The organism is Parasaccharibacter apium, from assembly GCF_002917995.1.
GTDB classification, from domain to species: Bacteria; Pseudomonadota; Alphaproteobacteria; order Acetobacterales; family Acetobacteraceae; genus Bombella; species Bombella apis.
Genome location: NZ_LMYH01000014.1, coordinates 19,792 through 40,354 on the forward strand (window position 1 = coordinate 19,792; position 20,563 = coordinate 40,354).

The following is a 20,563-nucleotide window of genomic DNA, read 5'->3' on the forward strand; positions in this document are numbered from 1 at the left end:
AGAATGACGGATGAAACATTGAAGTCCAGCCCCCTTCAGGCGCTGCATGAAGAGCTGAAGGCCACGATGGGATGCTATGCAGGCTATGCCCTGCCCGAGCATTACCCTCTCGGCATGGAGGTGGAGCATCTTCATACCCGCAAGCAGGCGGGGCTGTTTGACATCTCCTTTCTGGGGCAGGTCCGTATCCGTGCAAAAGAGGATAATGCCGCTGTTGTTGCTGAGGCGCTCGAAGCCCTGATGCCTCTGGACATCATGGGGCTTGAGAAGAACCGGGTCCGTTATGGCCTGTTGACGACTGATCAGGGCGGCATCCGGGATGATCTGGCCATTTCCCGTCAGGAAGAAGAGTTCATCCTGACACTCAATGGCCAGAACAGGGAAGACAATGCTGATTATCTCGAAAATGCCATTGGCAATGATTGCAGGCTGATCCGGGAATTTGACCGGGCCATGCTGTCCCTTCAGGGCCCTCTGTCGGCCGAGGTTCTGGCCCGTGTGCTGGACCAGACGACCATCATGGGGATGCGGTATCGGGACAGTCTGGCCATGCAGTGGGAGGGTGGCAGCCTCATTGTATCCCGTTTCGGTTATACGGGTATGGAAGGGTTCGATCTTTCTCTGGAGGCCAGTCAGGCTGAAGCCTTTGCCCGCCGTCTGCTGGACGATCCCGATGTGGCTCCGGCCGGGCTGGAGACACGGAACAGCCTGCGGATGGAAGCCGGGCTGTGTCTGTATGGGGCGGACATCGACAAAACCACATCTCCGGTGGAGGCCGCTCTGGTCAGCAGCATAGCTGCCTGTCGCCGGGCCGGCGGAGCACGGGCGGGGGGGTACCCTGGTGCCGGGACGATCGAAGGGCAGATGGAACATGGCGTATACCGCCAGCGCGTTGGTCTGCGTCCGGAAGGGGACGTGCTGCTGGGTGGCGGTGTGGAACTCTTCTCGGATGAAGGAAGGACAGACCGGGTCGGGCGCATTACGTCTGGCTGTTTCAGTCCGACCCTGCGGGCCATGATTGCCATGGCGTATGTCACACCATCCCATGCAGCAGAGGGTACGGTGCTTTACGCCGCCGATGCGGACGGGCAGCTCCACAAGGTTTCTGTCACGGCTTTGCCCTTCGTCCCGCAGACGGCCCGCTGAGCAGAAGACACCTGAGTGAAAGTTTGTGAACAGGGCTTTACACGGCCCTGTTTTTTGGTGAGGCTCGCATTCATGCAGGGCTTGAGGCAGGCCTTGTCCGCCTTCTCCCACAGTGGGAGAGGACTGACAGGAATGTGTGTTGCCTCCGGCCATTTTTTTTGCTCAGCGTGGTTCCATCGGCAGCTGGGCGGGGCAACTCAGGGAGAGTCGAAATGAGCGAGAGCATCCATATTCTGGCACTGGTCACCATTGCTGAAGAGAAAGCCGCCCAGCTTGAGAAAGCCGTGCAGGTCTGTGCTGGTCATTCGCTGAAGGAAGAAGCCTGCCAGCGTTACGAAATTTCCCGTGATGCTGAGAAGAAGGGGCGTTTCATGGTCAGCGAGATCTGGGCCAGCAAGGACGGGTTCGAAACCCACCTTGCCAGCAAGCATTTTGGCGCTCTGGCCGGTTTCATCAAGGAGCATGGAGCCGAGCTGGAGGTCATTCGACAGCAGCCTCTGCATCCCGCATCGTAAGCTGGATTAAGGGAGAATCATCACATGGCTGATTATCGTCTTGGAATTGATTTTGGCGGCACGAAAATCGAAATTCTTGCTCTGGACCGCAGTGGCAAGGAAGTGCTGCGCGAGCGTATTCCCAACCCCGGGGTTTATGACAAGGCCATCGAGGCCATCCGGGACCTGGTGCTGAAGGCTGAGGACCAGATCGGCTGTGTGCCTGCCCATCGCATCACGGGGACTCAGCTGACATCCACTCTGGGCATCGGCATCCCCGGGTCCCTGTCCCCCGAGACAGGCCTGGTCCGCAACTCCAACGCTACATGGCTGAACAACAATGCCTTCAAGCGTGATGTGGAGGAGAGTCTTGGCCGTCCCGTGCGTGTTGAAAATGATGCCAACTGCTTCGCTTTGTCCGAAGCTGCTGATGGCGCTGGTGCCGGTTATTCCGTCGTTTTGGGCGTGATCATCGGGACAGGCATGGGCGGTGGCATTGTGGCCAATGCTCGGGTGCTCTCCGGTCATCATCACATCGCCGGTGAATGGGGTCATATCCCTCTGCCGTGGGCAAAGCCGGAAGACATGCCCATGCGGAAGTGTTTCTGTGGCAATGAGGGCTGTCAGGAGCGCTATCTCTGTGGCCCGGCACTGGCTGCGGAATGGAAGGGTGAAGGCAACCGCTCCCCGAACGGAATTGAAGAGGCGGCCCGTAATGGGGATGAAGCTGCCATCCGTGCGCTGGACCTCTACATGGACCGTTTCGCCCGGGCCTGTGCGCAGGCTGTCAATTTCCTCGATCCTGATGTGATCGTGCTGGGTGGTGGCGTGTCCAATCTTCCCAGCATCTACGAGCGTGTGCCCAAGCTGCTGCCCCGTTATGTAATTACATCGCCTTGCACGACACCGATCGTGCAGAACCGTCATGGTGACAGTTCTGGTGTGCGTGGGGCTGCCTGGCTGTGGGATGTAGCCGAAAATGGCATTTCCAAGAAAAATGCCTGATCCGGCATTGCCAGCCGCATGAGGCAAGGGCCTGCTCCTTCAGGGGGCAGGCCCTTTTTTCATGGGGCGGCCATCATGAAAAAAAACCGCCTGCCCCTCATGGAAAGGCAGACGGTCTGTTCCGATGGTGCGCTGGCCAGCCCTTCCTGCCCCGGCTAGGAGCAGGAAGAACGGGGTGGCTCAGACGGAGTAGTACATCTCAAACTCAACCGGATGCGGTGTGTGCTCAAAGCGGTATACGTCCTGCATCTTCAGCGTGATGTAGCTTTCGATCTGGTCCTTGGTGAAGACATCACCTTCCAGAAGGAAGGCATGATCGGTCTTCAGGGCCTCCAGAGCTTCACGCAGGGAGCCGCAGACGGTTGGAATCATGTTCAGCTCTTCCTGCGGCAGCTCGTACAGGTCCTTGTCCATGGCTTCGCCCGGGTGGATCTTGTTGCGGATGCCGTCCAGACCAGCCATCAGCATGGCACTGAAGGCAAGGTAGGGGTTGGCTGTCGGGTCGGGGAAGCGGACCTCGACACGCTTTGCCTTCGGGCTTGTAGCGTAGGGGATACGACAGGATGCAGAGCGGTTGGCGGAGGAATAAGCCAGCAGCACAGGGGCTTCAAACCCCGGAATCAGCCGCTTGTAGGAGTTGGTGGAGGGATTGGTGAAGGCATTCAGTGCCTTGGCGTGTTTAATGATCCCGCCAATGTAGTACAGGGCCTCATCGGAAAGGTCAGCATAGCGCTTGCCAGCAAAGAGCGGCTTGCCGTCCTTCCAGACGGACTGATGTACATGCATGCCGGTGCCGTTGTCGCCATAGATGGGCTTCGGCATGAAGGTGGCCGTCTTGCCGTAGGAATGGGCGACATTGTGCACGCAGTATTTGTAGATCTGCATGAAGTCGGCTGACTTTACCAGTGTGGCGAAGGCCGTGCCCAGCTCGTGCTGGCTGCGGGCCACTTCATGGTGATGCTTCTCGATCGGCAGACCCATCTCGCCCATGGTAGCCAGCATCTCGGCGCGCAGGTCATGTTCGCTGTCCACCGGCGGAACAGGGAAATACCCACCCTTGCGGGCCGGGCGATGGCCCATGTTGCCTTCCGGGTAGTCCTTCAGGGCAGCTTCCGGCCCTTCGATGCTGTCGAGGTGGTAGGTGCCGTAATTCTCACCCGTGCCGAAGCGGACACTGTCGAAAATGAAGAACTCGGCTTCCGGGCCGAAGAACGCCGTATCACCCAGGCCACTCTTCTTCAGGTAGGCTTCGGCCTGTTTGGCTGTCGCACGGGGGTCACGATTGTAATAGCCGCCCGTTCTGGGGTCGATGATGTCGCAGATCAGGATGAGCTGCGGGCGGGCGGAGAAGGGGTCGACCACGGCTGTTTCCGGGTCCGGCAGCAGGACCATGTCGGACTCGTTGATGGCCTTCCACCCCTGGATGGAGGAGCCGTCAAACATGAAGCCTTCCGTGAAGGTGTCCTCTTCAATGGTGCGGACCGTCTGCGTGGTGTGCTGCCATTTGCCCTTCGTGTCGGTGAAGCGGAGATCAACGAACTCGATGCCGTGCTCTTCGATCAGCTCAAAAACGCGCTGGATGGCGGCTTTCTGAGGGGAAGGGCGTTGTGCGGAAGGAGAGGAAACTGCTTTTTTCGCCATGGCTGCGTGCCTCGCAATTTTTGGACTGATACCAAAACGATTAGGGGACAATTGGCCATCTGTCGAGTGCTTGCTCATAAACTTCATTTTATGAGACAGTGCTGCCTCAGTTTTTTATAATCCCCGGCATCTGTGCCGTATGGAAAATCCATCTGGTGGTCATGTCTGCGCCTTTCCCTGTAAAAATATCCGACGCCCTTTTTTTTCATGAGACCCTGCCATGGACGCCTGATGACGTGAACCGTCAGCTTGCCAGCAGTCTTGCTGGCATGGATGACGGGGAGCTGTTTCTGGAATATCGGGAAGAAGAGACGCTGGGGCTGGAAAATGGCCTGCTGCGGACGGCTGGTTTCAACCGCTCTTCAGGGTTTGGCCTGCGGGGTGTCACGGGCAGCCAGACCATCTTTGCCCACTCGGATCTTCTGGGGATGGGGGCGTTGCGGCGTGCCGCCGAGGGGCTGGGCAGTGTAGAGCGCATGGCTCTCCGACCGGACCAGCAGGCCCCTTCCCGCCTGCAGGAGGTTGCGGCGGCAGATGGACGGGCCTCTCTTTATGGTGCAGCACATCCGCTTGAGGGGGGGGATTTCTCACAGCGTGCGGCGTTGCTGGGAGAGATTGAGGCCTATGGGCGAGGGTTGGACCACCGTGTCGTGCAGGTGAATGTGACCCTCAACACGCAGTGGCAGGTCGTGCGGATCATGCGTCCTGCGTTTCTTCAGGAGGGGCATGCAGGGCCGCTGGTGGATGTCCGTCCGCTGGTCCGGCTCGATGTTTCCGTGGTGGTGGAACAGGGCGGACGGCGGGAGAGTGGCCGTGCCGGACAGGGAGGGCGGTATGCTCTGTCCCGCCTTATGGAGCCGTCTTGCTGGCAGGCCATGACACAAGAGGCCCTGCGGCAGGCCCTGGTGACGCTGGAGGCCGTGGCGGCTCCGGCAGGGGACATGCCGGTTGTGCTGGGGGCCGGCTGGCCCGGGATTCTGTTGCATGAGGCTGTCGGGCACGGGCTTGAGGGTGATTTCAACCGCAAGGGGACGTCTGTTTTTTCCGGGTGCGTGGGCCAGCGTATTGCTGCCCCGGGGGTGACTGTTCTGGATGACGGCACCTTGCCGGAGCGGCGTGGCTCCCTGAACATGGATGATGAGGGAACTCCCACCAGCCGGACCGTGCTGATTGAAGACGGGATATTGCAGGGATACATGCAGGACCGGCTGAATGCCCGCCTGACATCAGTAACGCCAACAGGGAATGGCCGCCGTCAGTCCTATGCCCATGCGCCGATGCCGCGCATGACCAATACCATCATGGCGGGGGGGCAGGCCTCGGAGGAGGAAATGATCCGCTCCACGAAGAAGGGCCTGTATGCCCGCAATTTTGGTGGCGGGCAGGTTGATATCACCTCTGGCAAATTCGTGTTTGCTGCTTCGGAAGCCTATCTGATTGAAGATGGCCGGGTTACGGCACCAGTGCGTGGGGCGACGCTGATTGGCAGTGGAGCAGCGGTGATGGAGCAGATCAGCATGATCGGCCCCGCCATGGAGCTGGACCCGGGCATAGGGACATGTGGCAAGGCCGGGCAGGGTGTGCCTGTTGGTGTGGGGCAGCCCATGCTGAAGGTGAGTGGCCTGACAGTTGGAGGGACAGCGTCCTGATGACTATCTGGAAACAGACCATTGGTCTGGTTTTCCCCGGGGCTGTCCCGGATAGATAAAACAAATGGAATATGTTTCAGATATAAATAATTTTTCATTTCTCTATTGCAAACTATCTTTTTGCTGTCGTAATGTTTTCTCATCACAACAATGGGATGATGGTTTATCGTGATGAAGACGTCCGTGCGTTACGCAGCCCTTCTGTCCAGTCTCTTTGCAGGTACTTTCGGTGCCTGTGCAGATGTGCATGCTGCGGAGACGGCTGTGGCGGCCAGTAACGGTAACGGAGCAGGTGACAGCTCGGCCCAGAAAACGGGCAAAGCTACCCAGCCGGCCAGCGCAGCTGCGGGGACGACTGTTGCGGCTTCTTCCCATGAGGCTGCTGCCCAGAAGCCGGTCGTGTCCATTGCGGAGAAACCAGCCTCCAAGCCGTTGCCGGAGCAGTGGTATACGGGGTCCCTCTATTCTCCCTCACCAGCTCTGCCTGTCCCGGGCATGATTGCTGTGGAGCCTTATGTAGCGGCTGGCCTGCCTGCCGGTGCGTTTGATTCCAACGGGCATCTCAATACCCGGAAGGGAGCCGGGGGGCAGCATTCCATTTCCCAGTTTTCGCTGGCGAAATATGGTATTACGGACCATCTGTCCATCTATCTGCTGCCGACATACAGCTATAGCTGGGGGAATCATACCAAACACTCCGGCCTGAAGTTTAATGATCTGCCGGTGGAGTTCCAGTACCGTCTGACACCGCATTATACGCCGTCCATCACGCTTTATTTTGGTGTGAATACCCCGACAGGTGATTACAAGAACCTTTCCAATGCGTCAGAGGGGGTTGGCCAGGGTGTCTGGGCACTTCGCTATGGTGTGCACAGCCAGTTTGCCCTGCCGTTTTTTGACCATGCAATGCGTGTGCGTCTTTGGGCGCAGGTACGCCATCCGGTGGCCAGTACGAAACTGCGCAACATCACCAGTTATGGGACAGAGAAAGGTTTCACCGGGCGTGGTCATGCCGGTCCCTATGGGAATGAGGGTGGTTCAGTCGAGCTGGGTATCACCAAGAAGTGGGTGTTTGCGCTGGACCTGTACCATACCTGGGCTACATCCAGTTCGGTCAATGGGTACAATGTTTATTCAAAGAAATACATCAACTCTCGGACGGGTTGGTCCGGTGCCTTCAATGTCGGGCCTGGGATTGAATATAACTGGACGTCGAGTGTTGGTGGGATTGTCGGTGTGATCCTGCCGGTGGCCGGGCACAATACGTCCCGGTCCATCTCACCGGAAGCCGCTGTGTTTGCCGTGTTCTGATCAGCTCTTCATCGGACAGGAAAAACCCCCACCTGATTTTCAGGCGGGGGTTTTTTTCGTTTCAGCCCTGTGGGAGGAAGAAGATTCTGAAAATGCTCTTCAGGATGAAGGGAATGCCATACTGAATGGCCAGGAGCAGGATGAGGGGGGAGAAGTCCATCATGCCTGTGTCTGGTAGAATATTGCGGATGGGTTGCAGAACGGGTTCCACAAGCCTTGCCAGTATCTCAAGAAGGCTACTCACGAAGCGGTTGGTCTGAGGGTTTATGACGCCAAAACCGATGGCCATGGAGGCAAGGCAGTAGGCAAGGATGATCCATGTATAAACATCCAGCACCACCATGAGGAGATTGATGACCTGGAGATAGATGATGGCAGCATGCACAGGCGGATATCCTTCCTGATGGCGTGAGGAGATGCAGACCCACACATGTAACAATCTTCTGCATGGCTGGCGAGACCAATTGCTGGGCAGTCATGACTTGACAGTTCATGGCGTGCATGGTGTCTTGAACGGCAGATTGTGGGGCTATAGCTCAGTTGGGAGAGCGCCTCGTTCGCAATGAGGAGGCCAGGGGTTCGACTCCCCTTAGCTCCACCACGATTTTCCTGAAAAACAGCTTGGGATGGCATCGGGGAAGAGGGCTGGGACTGGTTCACTGTTTCAGTCCCGGGGGCCGTCTTGCTTTACGGTGTTGCTGGGATGGATCTGGAGATATGCTCCGCCAGCTGTATTACGAGTTTCCGCATCAGTGCGGCCGTATCGGCATCTGTCCTGACAGGCCCATTGGCAGCGAGATGCGCAATGTTGCGGACCATCGGTTTGTGGCGATCATGCGGAACAATGGCCCAATGGGCGTTCAGTATGGCATGACCACTCACATCCACATCGAATTCGGAAATGGCAACCATGATCTGCATGTCGGCTGCCTGGGCCAGGGGCTGGTCCGTCACCAGGATGTCATGCTGGGAGGCAGCCACTTCGTTGGTGATCAGGTCCGTAATGCCAAGGGACAGGCGGGATGCCCAGCGGGAGTTGGGGCTGCGGCGGATTTCCTCCCCCTGACGGGTGATGATCTCCTGGCTGTCCAGATAGTCCGGCATGATGATCCGGCTGATCTGCACGATGGTTGTTTGCGGAGACACCTGGAGGGATTTCGTATCGGTATGGACAGGAATGCCGAGCGTATAGATGTGCAGCTGGGGAGATGCACAGCCTGCAAGCAGGGTGCAGCTTCCCAGAAGGGCAAGAACAGTACGGCGTGATGGAAACATCATGGGTGGCGTCCCATAAGCAGAAGTTGCGGATTGCGTTCCACATCGTTGGCGAACCCACGGAGAGAGGAAGCCGTTGCGGCAATATCCCGCAGCGCAGCATCCAGATTGGCTCGGTCCACGGAACGGGCGGAGAGAATGTCCTGCAGGGCCTCCAATGTGGCTGTGGCGGAGAGGAGTGTCCTGTGGATATCCTTTCCACGCATTTCAAGCTGGTTGGTACCTGTATCAAACAGTCGGTCCAGTTTTGCCAGTGACCCATCCAGCTGGGTATGCAGGTCCCTGATGGTGGCAGTGGCAACCTGCATGGTTTCCTGCGACTGGTCGGATGTTCTCTTCAGGCTGGCAATGAGGCCGGGCAGGTCATGGCGCAGGCCCTCGCTCAGCTCCGTGACGGATAGCAGGGCGGAATCAGCATGCTGGCTGATATCCTTGATGGGAATCTGCTCCAGTGTGTTTTTCAGCTTCTCCATGGTGGAGAGCCGGACAGGAATCTCCGGCAGTTTTGTGATGCGGGGATGCAGCGTGGCGGGAACGGATTTGTCGAAGTCCAGTTCGATGTTGGATTGTCCCGTCACGAGGCTCTGCAGGTTCAGTCCGGCGCGCAGGCCATTGTCAATCATTGTCTGGAAATTGACCTGCTTGCCCCCCGCATCGTCCTGGACAACATGCATCTGCCCGGTCTCCAGAGTAATGATGACCGGGATATAGGCTTTGTGGTCCTGTGGGTCGAAATGCAGGGTGATGCTCTGGACGGATCCGACCTTCACACCACGGAAATTGACTGGGGCCCCGACAGACAGGCCAGCAATGGAGTTCTGGAACACCACGGCAACGTCCCGTGTTTTGGAGAAGAGGCGGAGATGCCCGAATGTCATGATGATGAACAGTAGCAGCACGCCCCCAAGGACGACAAAGATGCCGATCTGGGTTTTTCTGTTGGTGGTTTCAGACATGCTGTTCGGCCTTCTGTTCTGTCTGGGAAGGGATGGAAGCAGAGCGGTGCATGAAGGCCGTCACCTCCGGGAGGGTACAGCTGTCATGCAGGGCACGGGGTGAGCCACTGGCAATGGGCCTGTGCGTGACAGCATCCAGAAAGATGCCATCATCAGCAATGGTGAAAAGGCTGGGCAGTTCGTGGCTGACAATGACGATCGTAGCCCCAAGTCCGTCACGCAGGGTGAGGATGAGGTCATCCAGCCGGGCGGAGGTGATCGGGTCCAGCCCGGCGGAGGGTTCGTCAAAAAAGAGGATGTCCGGCTCCAGCGCAATGGCCCGGGCCAGTCCAGCCCGTTTTTTCATGCCGCCGGAAATCTCGTAGGGGAAGAGATCGATGGCATGCTCCATCCCCACCAGCCCCAGTTTCAGGCGGACGAGATGGTCTATGGCATCAGGCTTGAGGTCCGTGAACATCTCCAGCGGCAGGGCGACATTCTCGCCCACGGTCATGGAGCTCCACAGCGCACCACTCTGGAAGAGAACGCCATAACGGCGGTTGATGGCCGTGCGGTGGGCGTCATCCTGCTCCCAGTAATTCTCCCCACCCACCATGATGTGCCCTGCCGTGGGGCGCAGAAGACCGATCATGCTCCTCAGCAGGGTGCTTTTGCCGCAGCCGGAGCCCCCCATGACAGCAAAGATGGAGCCTTTTTTCAGGTCGAATGACACATTCTGCTGGATGATCTTGGGCCCGAAAGAGAGTTGCAGATCACGGACGGAAATGAGAGTTTCTCTATCAGACATCATCAGATTCCAGCGGCGTTGGCGAGGACGGCAAAAACGGCATCCAGAGCGATGACCCCGACAATCCCGATGACGACAGCCCGTGTGGCGGCAATGCCGACATCCGCAGCACTGCGGCCGGCTTTCAGGCCGATCCGGCAGGCAGCCAGAGCGATGAAGCCAGCAAAAAAGAGTGCCTTGATGAACCCGAAGGCAAACTGGCTCAGTTCCACGCCGTTGAAGGTGGAGAGCCAGTATCCGGTGGGAGAAATGTCCATCATGGTCATGGAGACGACAAAACCGCCGAAAATCGAGACCAGCGTGCCATAGAGATACAGCAGCGGCATCATGAGGATCAGCGAGAGAATGGAGGGGAGCAGGATATAGCCCGCCACGGAGATGCCAGTCACCTGAAGAGCGTCAATCTCTTCATTGCCCTGCATGGTGGAGATGCGGGCTGCATAGGCTCCGCCCGTACGTCCGGCCATGATGATGGCTGTCATGATGGCGGAGATTTCACGGGCGGAGGCAATGCCCACCAGATTGGTCACATAGATTTCAGCTGCGAATTTACGTAATTCCAGCAGCCCCACGAAGGCCAGGATGGCCCCGATCAGAAAATTGACAATGCTGACGATGAGCAGTGCCGAGGGGCCAGCATTCCAGACATCCACAAGCAGGTCCTTGAGACGCATGGAGTTTTTGCCACGCAGCGTCCCGACAGCTCCTCGCATGACTTCCAGCAGCAGGGCGCTGGATGTGGCTGTCTCATGCAGGATGTCCAGCGTCTTTCCGCCAACACGGGCAAAGAAGCTTTCCCGGTCCTGCTGGTGGGGGGGGGGGTGTTCCACTTTTTCTGGCAGAAGAGCCAGAAGGCGCTGGGCGGAAGACGGCAGGGCGTGATCATCAAATGTCAGGGAGGCCTGGCAGGCGGCCTGCTTGACGGTCCACAGGAACATGATGAAGCAGGAATCCCAGCTGCCCAGTCCGTCCGGGTTGATGGACAATGTCTTCCCGCTCCCTGGGTGGGAGGAGGTGAGAGCAGTTGCCGGGAACTGCACCACATCATCCTGCAGGGCCTTCCAGTCCCCCCGGATGGTCAGGGACAGCCCGTTGGCCGTATCGTCAATGGACCATGAAGGCGGGGTGCTGTCTTTGGTGGGGGAGGGAACAGCCTGTTGTGTCATGAGGAGACGGTATGCCCTGCCACAGGCACGGGGGAAGTGAAATTCTGCAACATGGCCCTGCCCACAAAATATTCTGTCCGTTCATTCTATGTCAGTTTTTTAATGAAAGCGAGCCGCTTCTCTTCAGGGCTGCCATCAGGTCAAGGCATGAGTTTCCTTTTCAGCGGGTGGGTTTTTCACTGCTGGCATAGAGCCGCAGATGAAGCCTGTGACCGTTGGAGTAATTCAGTCCGTCAAACTGGTCATACAGAATGCTCTCCGTGCCAAGGCGGGCCAGTTCCTGCTGGAAGGCTGGGTCATCCTTCCTGTCCAGGAGAGCCAGATCGCAGCGTGCGTGGTCATGCAGTTCATGGGCTGCTTGCGATGGTGGCAGCAGTCTGGCCCGGCCCCCGGTAAGGAAGACAAGGCTGGGTTCCCTGTAGGAGGGGGAAATCAGGGCGCTGTCGGGACAGGGGCGGAGCTCCCGGAAGCTCTCGGCAATGCGGGGAGCAAGCTGGATGCTGGTCAGATGGGGAATGACGCAGAGGAAGATGCCCGTTTCGGTCAGCAGGGCGGCACCCATGGCGCAGAGTGCCCCGCCGGACCAGTTCTGTTTCCAGATGAGCCGGAGGCCTGCCAGAAGGAGTGGCAGGCTGCCCAGGGCAGGTATGAGCGCATCCGCAAAGAGGTGGCCTTCCATCCTGTAGAGCAGGACTGGCCCGGCCAGGCAGAAGAGGAGTCCGGCCAATCCCCAAGTGAGGGCGTAGAGGGACACCCCCAGTTTCATCCAGAGAGAACGTAGCGGTACGAGGGGCCAGACCGTCAGGCTGGCAGCCACCAGAATGGCAATGGCCGGGTAGGTTGGCAGGACATAATGAGGGAGCTTGGTGGCCAGACACTCAAAGATGAGCCAGTGTGGGATGATCCAGCAGAGAAGAAACAGGGTCTCTGGTTTGGCACGTCGCTGCCAGAGGGCTGGGAGAGAGCGTATGGCTGCCAGAGCCCCTGGCCAGAAAGCGAGCAGGAACAGGAGGAGATAATAGCCGGGGGGGAAGCCGTGTGTTTCCTGCGGGTGGGCAATTTTGCCAAGCAGATTGTGGCCTACGGCACGGCGGAAGAACTCACCATGACTGACCAGAGCAATGCCAAGACACCAGGGAAGGACGGTGAGTACGCTGAGCAGCCAGCCCCACCCGGCCCGCAACTGTCGGATGAGTGCCGTACTGCGCAGACAGATGGAGAGTGAGATCAGGGTGCCCAGGGCGGGGATGAGAACAATGGGGCCTTTCAGCATCATCCCTACCCCGAGAGCGCTCCAGTAGAGGATGCTGGAACGGCATGGTGTCGTTCTGCCCTTCTGCATGTCGGTGAAATGGCAGAGCAGCAGGGCCTGAAGGCACAGAATATCCAGCAGCAGGGTGCTGTCGATGGTGGCCATCCGGCTCTCTGCGGCAAATAGCGGTGCCACCATGAGCAGGCCTGCCGCCAGCAGGCCTGTAGAAAATCCGAACAGACGGGTTCCGATCCAGGCTGTCAGGAGGATGCTGCAGATTGATGCCAGAAGGCTGGGGATACGGTAGGGCCAGCTTTCATGGCGTAGTGTTTCATCCTGTGTGATGATCTCGGAGGTCTTTACCGCTCCGGCTTCCAGCCAGTAGATGCCTGCTGGTTGCAGATAGCGGGGTTGGTCCTGGAAGCGTATGTCCAGGAAATTGCCAGAAGAGAGCATCTGGGCTGTGGCCTGCATGTAGCGTGGTTCATCCCTGTCCAGCGGGGGCAGGCTCATGCGCCCCGGCAAGGCAGCCAGAAACGCCAGAACGGCAAGCAGAGCGTAATGACGGAATTTTGGAGGCATGAAAACTCCGGTTCGCACTGGATGAACGGGCATGATGCCCGGATCGTCAGAAGGGTCGTCCGGTGCCGGGCGGGGAGAAAGGCTGCTGTCTTACAGTTCGTTCAGTGGTGGTGGCCGACGGGTGCGGTTCTGTAGCCAGAGAACCCCCAGCATGTCACGCACCCCCACGAGAGCCCGGTGCAGATTGGTATATTTGGAATGGCCATGAAGCCTGGCCCTGTGTCGTGTCTCGATGCAGATGAGGGGGGCGCCGTAGCTTTTCATCAAGGCGGGGATGAAACGGTGCAGCCCTTCAAACTGGGGCAGGGAGAGGAACAGGTCGCGTGGGAAGAGCTTGAGCGGCCCGCCCGTATCAGGGCAGTCATCCTTGAGCAGATGCTGGCGCAGACCATTGGCGAAACGGGTGGCAAACCTGCGGGAGAGCCTGTCCTGACGCTTGCGGCGGACGCCAACAACCAGAGGGCCGACAGCCCCTTCACCATGGTCCCATGCGGCTTCGACCATTGTTCTGATGAAGGCAGGGTCGTCCTGTCCGTCTCCATCCATTGTGGCGATCCATGGGGCACGGGCGGCCCTGATGGCCGTGCGCAGGGCCGTAGATTTACCCAGACAGGAGGGATGGGACAGAATACGCAACCCGGGCAGGATAGTGCTGCGGGCTTCCTGCAATTTCTGGAGGGTGTCGTCCGTACTGCCATCATCCACGAAGATGATCTCTGCCGGTGGCAGGCTCTCAAGAGCCGTGCGGATTTCCGTACAGACGGGAAGGATATTCTCGCCCTCATTGAGGACGGTAATCACGACAGCCAGCAAGGGACTGGTCATCTCACTGGCTGTCATGATGTCTTACGCAGCTTTGTCACCAAAGGCTTGCGGGAGTGCTTTCAGGCCATCATTGATGAGCCTGTTGGCAAGGTCGGGGTCTTCAGCCAGCTTTTTACCAAGAACGTCCTTTGTAGCTGCCAGGGCCAAGGCGGCCGCCTCACGGCGGATGTCGCGCAGGGCGATTTTTTCGGCAGCCTCAATACGCTCACGGGCCATTTTTTCGTGGCGGGCAACAATCTCTGCCGCATCACTTTCGGCCTGGGCACGCAGCTGCTGGGCCTCAGCATTGGACTTGGCAATCAGTGCCTGAGCTTCTTCCTGAGCCTGCTTGTGGTCACGTCTGGAATCTTCGAGCATCTGCTCGGCCTCACGGCGGAGACGTGTGGCCTCATCCAGATTTTTGCGGACCTCATCAGCCCGGTCATCCAGCTTGGATGTGACAACAGCCCATATCTTGCGACCGAAGATGACGAAGAACAGGACAAAAGCAAGTGCTGTCCAGAAGCGGGGTTCATGAAACATGCTTAGCTCCTCGCAGCATGGGCGTGTTCAACAGCAGCGGCAATGGCCTGCTGGTCGGCTGTGCCAACAAGGCGCTCTGTCAGAACCGTAGCAGTGCTGGATGCGATCTCATTGATGCTGCCCAGCGCATTGCTGCGGGACAGAGCAATCTGCGCTTCAGCCTTCTTGATCTCTGCTTCCAGGCGGGCTGCTGTTTCTTCTGCCTGAACCCGGATTTTCTCCTTGGCCGTATCGCGGATGCCCTGGATGGTGGCGCGGGCCTCTTCCATGGCTTTCTCGCGGGCCTCGCAGAGTTCCTTCTGTGCCTGGTCGGCATCCTTGCGGGCGCGGCGGGCAACGTCCAGATCGTTCCGGACGCGGACTTCACGGGCCTTGATCACATCCGCCACCTTAGGCAGGGCGGAACGGCTCAGAAGCAGGTAGAAGACGATGAAAATGATGGCACCCCAGACCACCTGCCCCTGCAACAGGGGATCCTTGAAGTGGAGCTGGGGCATGCCTTCCGCCACGGCCCGGCCCGGTAAGGCCGCAAGGGGGGCGGCGGCAGACAGGAGGAAACGAGGCGTAAGGCGCATGGGTCCTGCCCTCAGACGAAGAGAATAAGGAAGGCAATCAGCAGGGCGAAGAGGGCAATGGCCTCCGTCAGGGCGAAGCCAAGCATGCCCAGACCGAACACATGCGGGCGGGAAGCCGGGTTGCGGGCGATGGAGTTCACCAGGGCGGCAAAGATGTTGCCGATACCAGCACCGACACCGGCGAGAGCAATCACGGCAAGACCAGCACCAATCTCACGGGCGGGATGAAGAAGATCCATGGTTCAGGTTCCTTTAAGACAGGGCGAAGGAAAACACGTGGAGGTATCGGTCACTCAGTGATCGACAGCCTCACGCAGGTAAATGCAGGTAAGGATGGCAAAGACATAGGCCTGTAGCAGCCCTACCAGCAGCTCAAGTGCCGTCAGTGCGATGTTGAGCACAAGCGGAGTGACAGCCAGCACATCGCCGACAACTCCGAGACCGGCAAGCATGATCGTGAAACTTGCGAAGACTTCCAGCAGCACATGCCCGGCCACCATGTTGGCAAACAGACGGATGGACAGGCTGATGGGGCGGGAGATGTAGGAAAGAATCTCGATGGGGATCAGGATGGGGCACAGGGCCACCGGAGCCCCCTCCGGCATGAAATGTTTCAGGAAGGCGATGCCCTGGAACCGCAGCGAGGTCAGGATGCAGAGAATGAATACCGTGATCGCTAGGGCGAAGGTCACGGCGATGTGGCTGGTGAATGTATAGGAGAATGGCAGCAGACCGATATAGTTGCCGGCCAGGATGAAGAAAAACAGGGCAAAGACGAAGGGAAAGAAGGCCGTGCCCTTCTCACCGATGGTATCGACAGCCAGGCCGTGCACGAACTCGTAACTGACCTCCGCCGCAGCCTGGAGACGACCGGGCACAACAGCCTTCGGCTTCATGCCGAGATAGAGGAACGCCAGCACGACAGCCACACTGATGACCATGTACAGCGGGGCCTGGGAGAGGCACAGGGCCTCACCAAAAGAACCAAAAATCGGATGCAGCTCAAACTGCCCGAGCGCGTCAATCGTCGATCCGCTGGCCACGCTGGCTTCTCCCGTTTTTCTGCGTCCCACTTTCGGGGACATCCATCACATTCACAACACGCCAGACATTCCGCAGGCCGGCTCCCATGCCAAGCATGGCGAACACAATTATAAACACAGGCCTGTATCCTGTCCATCGGTCAAGCTCATAGCCAATGCCCAGACCAACAGCAATACCGGCAATCATGTCACTGGCGATGCGGAAGGCCATGCCGAGGGAGGACTGTTCTGAGAGGGCTGACGGCTTCGCTTTCCCGGTCCGGGGAGCCACCTTCTGCTCCAGCCGGGCGAGACGGTCATCGAACGGCTCACGTCTGGCTGTATCGTGATCGATCATGCGCGATCCCCCATAACTCCCCGCCGTATCTGGCGGGGCAGCGCTCCGTTCCTTTCGTGGCGTAGCGCCATCGGAAAGGAAGCCCGTGCTGGACAGGTCTAGCTAGACAGGCTGTTCCGTCACTGTCAATGATTTCCCGCCCTGCATTTCTGGCATGGCGCCTCAGCCGACGAGGCGCAGCTTCCTGTTCCGGGGGCGGGAGGATGGACCGTCCTGCTCCGGCCCAAAGGGCAGCATGGGGGCTTCATGCTGTTTTTCGCCGGACTCGGCAGGGGCATCAGGCATGCGCTGGCCCAGATAGGCCTCCGAAAGGGCGCGGAAGGCATAATCCAGCATGGATGTCGCATAGCTGGCCATTTCGTCCCCTTCCACCGTGCCGCAGGCTCCGAAGCGGGAATAGGCGAACTGCTCGACAAACACCTCCAGCGGCACGCCGAACTGGAGGCCGATGCTGACGGCCTGGCTGAAACATTCCATCAGCCCACGGGCCATGGGGCTTTCCCGAGGAGGGGTGAGGGACAGGGATGCCAGACTGCCATCTTCAAATTCACCGGTCCGCATGAAGAGACGGTGCCCGCCAATGGAGGTCCGCTGGCTGAAGCCTCCCTGACGCATGGGCAGGGGACGACGGACGCCACGGCCCAGCTTCTCCTTGAGGTCGTCCGTTTCCGGCTCGGGCAGGGCCGGCAGATGGTCGCAGAAGGGCAGGACAGCGTCATGCATCAGGGCGTGTGCCTTGGCACCAGCTGGCTGGAGGGGTGTTTGTCCGTCCAGTGTCAGGGCGAGGGCGGCTTCCGGTGAGAGGCCCTTGTGGGCCAGACGCTCCAGAGTGGAAGGACGCAGCCCACCCTGACTGTTGACCAGCGAGAAAATTGGGCCGAGCCCGCAGGATTCCACATCCAGCAGGGCATCGACCGGCCCGGGGGAGGAGAACCCGGTCTCGATCGTGGCAAGGCCGGACAGGGACTGTGTGGCGGCGCTGATGGCAATGCTGGCCTGCTCCAGGTCTGGTGCCTGCGGGCAGGAGAAGGCTTTTTCCGGCGTTGCAGTACCGGCGTGGGCAACAAGCCGTGTGAAACGGGTGATGGCTGTGGCAATGGCCCGGCCTTCGTCACTGTCATAATCCAGCCCGAGGCCCGCCAGGCAGGCGTCCAGGTCTGTCAGCAGGACAATGCCGGCGGGACCGTCACTGTCGCCACGGGGGGCAGGGTCATCAAAAAGCGGAAGGTCGCCGCTGCGGTAGGGGCGCCGTGCGGCATCCAGCCGACGCAGGCTGTCGCAGGCCAGCTTCAGGCAGGCTGCGAAATGTTCCGTGGCGAAAATGCCATCCTGCACGAAACCGGAAAGCCGGATGATGAAGCCGGGCTGCCCGTCCGGCTCATTGCGCCAGAGAGCTGCGTTGGGTGCCATCTGCTGCATCAGAAGCAGGCAGGACAGGCCACGGCCGACCGGCGGAGCATCCTGTGGGCTGTGTGGCAGGTGGGGGGTGGTGTCGATCATCTCCACCCAGCGGGCGGATTCACTGGCAAGGCGGACAGGCCCACCTTCTGCCGGGGCCAGCTGGACAAGCGCCTGGGCGGCGTCATCACTCCAGACAGAAGGAAGGGTGACCGCACGCAGGGCTGTGCTGTCGGGGTCGATGCTCGTCTGAAGCGTTCTCATGTGAACGCCATTCCAGTGAAGATGCGCTTTCATGCTGACGAGTCTAGTACTGAAGGGGGAATGATGAAACCATGACCGCAGGGGGAAAACGGGCATAAGCGGGCAGAAAAATGGGGATATGGGGGATAACTGCCAGCCTTGGGAGGAAAAAGAAAAAATGGCGTCCATCATGCAGGATGTTGGACGTGAAGGGCTGAGTCCGCTAGAGCGGTACGGCGTGACTGCATGATGGGTCAACAATGCTTGAATGAGGATGTGTTCATGGCTTCGGACAATGCCGGATATATCGCAGCAAGGCGGGCTGGCCGGGAGCGGATGGAATTGCTGGTCGGGCTGGTGGCGGCTGCTGCACTGGTGGTGCTTGTCGTGCTGGCTCTTGTCGGGCGGCAGCATCCGCAGGACAGTGGCTATCCCCTTCATGCGGCCTTTGGCCATGTTGACGGGCTGAGTGTGGGCTCGGATGTCCGGCTGGCAGGCGTAACTGTCGGGCATGTGCGGAGCATGCAGGTGGACCCACACACCTTCCAGGCCAATGTCGTTTTTTCCGTTGCTTCTGACATACACCTGCCAGTGGATAGCGGGGCCATCATCACGTCGGATTCCCTTCTTGGCGGGAAATATGTGGCGCTGACGCCGGGTGGCGATACGGCCATGCTGGCGCCTGACGGGACCATTGGTGAAACGCAGGGGGCCATCAGCCTTGAGCAGCTGCTGAGCAAGTTCATTTTTTCGGTCACGGACTCCCTTCAGAAGAAGGCTGCTCCGGCAGCGCAGCCGGCCGCCGCTTCTGCGACCGTTCCGGAGCCGGCGCCTGGTGCAGGGCAGACATCACCGTGAGCCACGCCTCTGATGAGCAGACCTGGCTGGACAGGGAGGGGCAGCCCATAAGCTGCACGGGAAAGCTGCGTGTCCTGCGGGACAATGAAGTGGAACTGAGGCAGGTGCTGCGCGATGCCTGCGCCGATGCTTTGCTCATGGAGGTCGGGCCTGTCTTTCTGCGGCACCGCATGGAGCGGCTTCTGGCCGATGTGATGGTGGAAAGTGGTGTCGTCGAGGTGGTGGAAAAGGAAGGTGCGGAGTGAGGATCAGGAAGACAGTTCTGGCCCTGTCCTGTCTGGCGGGGCTGCTGGCCACGGTGTCGGAGAACCTGCGGGCGGAAGGAGTCCGGGGTGTGGCCGCTCCGGCTGTTTATCCGGCCACGGCGTGGCAGGGGCGCAATGGAGCCGTGCTGCGGATCATGCGGCGCCTGGATTCCCACGTGGAACTCGTACCGCTGCATGTGGGGGATGATGCTGTTTATGGGCCTCTGTCCCTCCGGCTGGAGCGGTGCCTTCAGAGGCCGGATGGTCTCCCGGCGCAGACGGCCATCCTGCTGAAGATTGAAGAGAAACAGGAATCCGGCAGTCCGCCCTTCGAGGGATGGATGTTCACGGACGATCCGGCCCTGGGAGCGTATGCAGGTGCCCTGTATGATGTGCAGGTCGTGTCCTGTGATGGGGACAGGGTAGACCCCATGGTTGGGCCGTTGCCAGCGCCTGTGCAGCCGCAGCTGCCCATGGCCATTGCCTCGCATGTGGAGGCGGATGAAGGACGGGGGCCGACCGTGCTGGCACCGCCTTCTTCTGGTGGTAGTGGTGGGCAGGGAGCTGCCCCATCCGGGCCGACATCACTGTTGCCACCGGCGGCTCCATTGCCACCGCCGCAACCGGCGCAGGGTGTGGGCACCCAGCATTGAGGCTGGATGGATGAGACTGGGAGGATGAGGAGAATGCTGTTTACCGACAAGCGGCAGATCAGGGCCGTCTGGCATATTGGTGGGCTGTATGTCCTGGCCGCCCTGCTCGTGTTCCTGATCGTTTTCGTGGCGGAAACATTCCTGCACATGGTGCCGTGTGAGCTGTGCCTTTGGGAGCGGGGACCTTGGCGCGTGCTGCTGGGGCTGGGTGTGCTGGCTCTGGTCCTGTCCCCCCGTTATGCCCGCTGGGCGGCCGTGGCCGGGCTGGTCTGCCTGGCGGTCAGCGTCGGTCTGGGGGTTCTTCATGTCGGGGTGGAGCATGGGTTGTGGCCGAGCCCTGCGGCGGAATGTCACGTTGGCCTTGTGGAAGGGCATGATTTTGCGGACTGGATGGCCCATCTTCCTGCACGGCCCACGAAACCCTGTGACCTGCCAGATTATCCTTTCGGTCTGCCTGTTTCCATGACAACGCTTTCCGCCCTGTATGCCGTGCTGGTCTTTGGTCTGGCTGTCATGGAGACGCACCGTCTGTTCCGTTTTGTGCGGAATGGTCGGCTGGATGTGTGAGCCGTCAGGCTGAGAGGAGTCTCCAACGGGAGG

Annotated in this window: 23 protein-coding genes and 1 tRNA gene; 10 read left to right on the forward strand and 14 right to left on the reverse strand. The window is 59.5% G+C overall.

The features are described 5' to 3' along the window. The first annotated feature begins 3 nt into the window (after positions 1-3). The 3 genes from ASO19_RS07150 (at position 4) to ASO19_RS07160 (ending at position 2,645) form a co-directional block, all read left to right on the forward strand. Positions 4-1,146: a glycine cleavage T C-terminal barrel domain-containing protein gene (locus ASO19_RS07150; protein WP_043559203.1), complete on the forward strand. Its 1,143-nt coding sequence runs from the start codon at positions 4-6 to the stop codon at positions 1,144-1,146. A gap of 212 nt (positions 1,147-1,358) precedes the next feature. After that, positions 1,359-1,661 carry a putative quinol monooxygenase gene (locus ASO19_RS07155; RefSeq protein ID WP_043559206.1) on the forward strand — a complete coding sequence of 101 codons (303 nt, stop codon included), beginning with the start codon at positions 1,359-1,361 and terminating at the stop codon, positions 1,659-1,661. A 24-nt stretch (positions 1,662-1,685) separates the two neighbouring features. After that, the gene (locus ASO19_RS07160; RefSeq protein WP_052348982.1) at positions 1,686-2,645 is read left to right on the forward strand and encodes an ROK family protein; all 960 of its coding nucleotides are present in this window, start codon (positions 1,686-1,688) and stop codon (positions 2,643-2,645) included. Between the two features lie 180 nt (positions 2,646-2,825). Here the strand turns inward: ASO19_RS07160 and glnA are convergent, their stop codons facing one another. Then, positions 2,826-4,286, reverse strand: coding sequence for a type I glutamate--ammonia ligase (gene glnA, locus ASO19_RS07165; protein WP_043559209.1), 1,461 nt, complete (start codon positions 4,284-4,286; stop codon positions 2,826-2,828). A 161-nt stretch (positions 4,287-4,447) separates the two neighbouring features. Between glnA and tldD the strand changes: the two genes are divergently transcribed. Both tldD and ASO19_RS07175 read left to right on the forward strand, forming a co-directional pair. Next, positions 4,448-5,935 (forward strand): metalloprotease TldD, encoded by a 1,488-nt coding sequence (gene tldD, locus ASO19_RS07170; protein WP_103765707.1) that lies wholly within the window; start codon positions 4,448-4,450, stop codon positions 5,933-5,935. Between the two features lie 171 nt (positions 5,936-6,106). Beyond that, on the forward strand, positions 6,107-7,246 hold the full coding sequence (locus tag ASO19_RS07175; protein WP_373364559.1) for a ribosomal eL19 family protein: 1,140 nt from the start codon (positions 6,107-6,109) through the stop codon (positions 7,244-7,246). A 61-nt stretch (positions 7,247-7,307) separates the two neighbouring features. On the opposite strand, the gene ASO19_RS07180 is transcribed toward ASO19_RS07175, so the two are convergent. Continuing rightward, a complete protein-coding gene (locus ASO19_RS07180; protein ID WP_227431471.1) occupies positions 7,308-7,631 on the reverse strand; it encodes a YggT family protein in 324 nt (107 codons plus the stop codon). Between the two features lie 140 nt (positions 7,632-7,771). Between ASO19_RS07180 and ASO19_RS07185 the strand changes: the two genes are divergently transcribed. Beyond that, a tRNA-Ala gene (locus tag ASO19_RS07185) sits at positions 7,772-7,847 on the forward strand. 86 nt (positions 7,848-7,933) lie between these two features. Here the strand turns inward: ASO19_RS07185 and ASO19_RS07190 are convergent. The 12 genes from ASO19_RS07190 to ASO19_RS07245 form a co-directional block, all read right to left on the reverse strand. Continuing rightward, complete coding sequence (locus ASO19_RS07190) at positions 7,934-8,524, reverse strand: PqiC family protein (protein WP_086441836.1); 591 nt, start codon at positions 8,522-8,524, stop codon at positions 7,934-7,936. After that, positions 8,521-9,477 carry an MlaD family protein gene (locus tag ASO19_RS07195; RefSeq protein ID WP_103765698.1) on the reverse strand — a complete coding sequence of 319 codons (957 nt, stop codon included), beginning with the start codon at positions 9,475-9,477 and terminating at the stop codon, positions 8,521-8,523. The genes ASO19_RS07190 and ASO19_RS07195 overlap by 4 nt, the downstream gene beginning before the upstream one ends. Next, positions 9,470-10,264 (reverse strand): ABC transporter ATP-binding protein, encoded by a 795-nt coding sequence (locus ASO19_RS07200; RefSeq protein ID WP_373364560.1) that lies wholly within the window; start codon positions 10,262-10,264, stop codon positions 9,470-9,472. The genes ASO19_RS07195 and ASO19_RS07200 overlap by 8 nt, the downstream gene beginning before the upstream one ends. A 2-nt stretch (positions 10,265-10,266) precedes the next feature. Then, positions 10,267-11,430, reverse strand: a complete 1,164-nt coding sequence (locus tag ASO19_RS07205; RefSeq protein ID WP_103765699.1) for an MlaE family ABC transporter permease — start codon at positions 11,428-11,430, stop codon at positions 10,267-10,269. A gap of 160 nt (positions 11,431-11,590) precedes the next feature. Then, complete coding sequence (locus tag ASO19_RS07210; RefSeq protein ID WP_103765700.1) at positions 11,591-13,264, reverse strand: ArnT family glycosyltransferase; 1,674 nt, start codon at positions 13,262-13,264, stop codon at positions 11,591-11,593. A gap of 90 nt (positions 13,265-13,354) precedes the next feature. Next, positions 13,355-14,089 (reverse strand): glycosyltransferase family 2 protein, encoded by a 735-nt coding sequence (locus tag ASO19_RS07215; RefSeq protein WP_373364556.1) that lies wholly within the window; start codon positions 14,087-14,089, stop codon positions 13,355-13,357. 21 nt (positions 14,090-14,110) lie between these two features. Next, positions 14,111-14,611 (reverse strand): F0F1 ATP synthase subunit B family protein, encoded by a 501-nt coding sequence (locus tag ASO19_RS07220; protein ID WP_081562458.1) that lies wholly within the window; start codon positions 14,609-14,611, stop codon positions 14,111-14,113. Positions 14,612-14,613: 2 nt separating this feature from the next. Beyond that, positions 14,614-15,186: a F0F1 ATP synthase subunit B family protein gene (locus tag ASO19_RS07225; RefSeq protein WP_081562459.1), complete on the reverse strand. Its 573-nt coding sequence runs from the start codon at positions 15,184-15,186 to the stop codon at positions 14,614-14,616. Between the two features lie 11 nt (positions 15,187-15,197). Further along, a complete protein-coding gene (locus tag ASO19_RS07230) occupies positions 15,198-15,425 on the reverse strand; it encodes an ATP synthase subunit C family protein (RefSeq protein WP_018979931.1) in 228 nt (75 codons plus the stop codon). Positions 15,426-15,479: 54 nt separating this feature from the next. Next, positions 15,480-16,229: a F0F1 ATP synthase subunit A gene (locus tag ASO19_RS07235; protein WP_043559242.1), complete on the reverse strand. Its 750-nt coding sequence runs from the start codon at positions 16,227-16,229 to the stop codon at positions 15,480-15,482. Beyond that, the gene (locus ASO19_RS07240; RefSeq protein WP_043559245.1) at positions 16,207-16,566 is read right to left on the reverse strand and encodes an AtpZ/AtpI family protein; all 360 of its coding nucleotides are present in this window, start codon (positions 16,564-16,566) and stop codon (positions 16,207-16,209) included. The genes ASO19_RS07235 and ASO19_RS07240 overlap by 23 nt, the downstream gene beginning before the upstream one ends. A 162-nt stretch (positions 16,567-16,728) precedes the next feature. Then, a complete protein-coding gene (locus ASO19_RS07245; protein WP_227656489.1) occupies positions 16,729-18,228 on the reverse strand; it encodes a TSCPD domain-containing protein in 1,500 nt (499 codons plus the stop codon). 261 nt (positions 18,229-18,489) lie between these two features. Here ASO19_RS07245 and mlaD point away from each other — a divergent pair, with 261 nt between their 5' ends. From mlaD to ASO19_RS07265, 4 genes are read left to right on the forward strand one after another with little or no spacing between them, the layout of a single operon-like run. Then, complete coding sequence (mlaD, locus tag ASO19_RS07250) at positions 18,490-19,065, forward strand: outer membrane lipid asymmetry maintenance protein MlaD (RefSeq protein WP_232086409.1); 576 nt, start codon at positions 18,490-18,492, stop codon at positions 19,063-19,065. Beyond that, entirely contained in the window at positions 19,062-19,310 is a 249-nt protein-coding gene (locus tag ASO19_RS07255) for a hypothetical protein (RefSeq protein ID WP_052348984.1), read from the forward strand. The genes mlaD and ASO19_RS07255 overlap by 4 nt, the downstream gene beginning before the upstream one ends. Next, positions 19,307-19,963, forward strand: a complete 657-nt coding sequence (locus ASO19_RS07260; RefSeq protein ID WP_103765702.1) for a DUF2155 domain-containing protein — start codon at positions 19,307-19,309, stop codon at positions 19,961-19,963. Before ASO19_RS07255 ends, ASO19_RS07260 begins: the two co-directional genes overlap by 4 nt. Positions 19,964-19,996: 33 nt before the next feature. Beyond that, on the forward strand, positions 19,997-20,530 hold the full coding sequence (locus ASO19_RS07265) for a disulfide bond formation protein B (protein ID WP_043559250.1): 534 nt from the start codon (positions 19,997-19,999) through the stop codon (positions 20,528-20,530). Positions 20,531-20,563 lie beyond the last annotated feature (33 nt).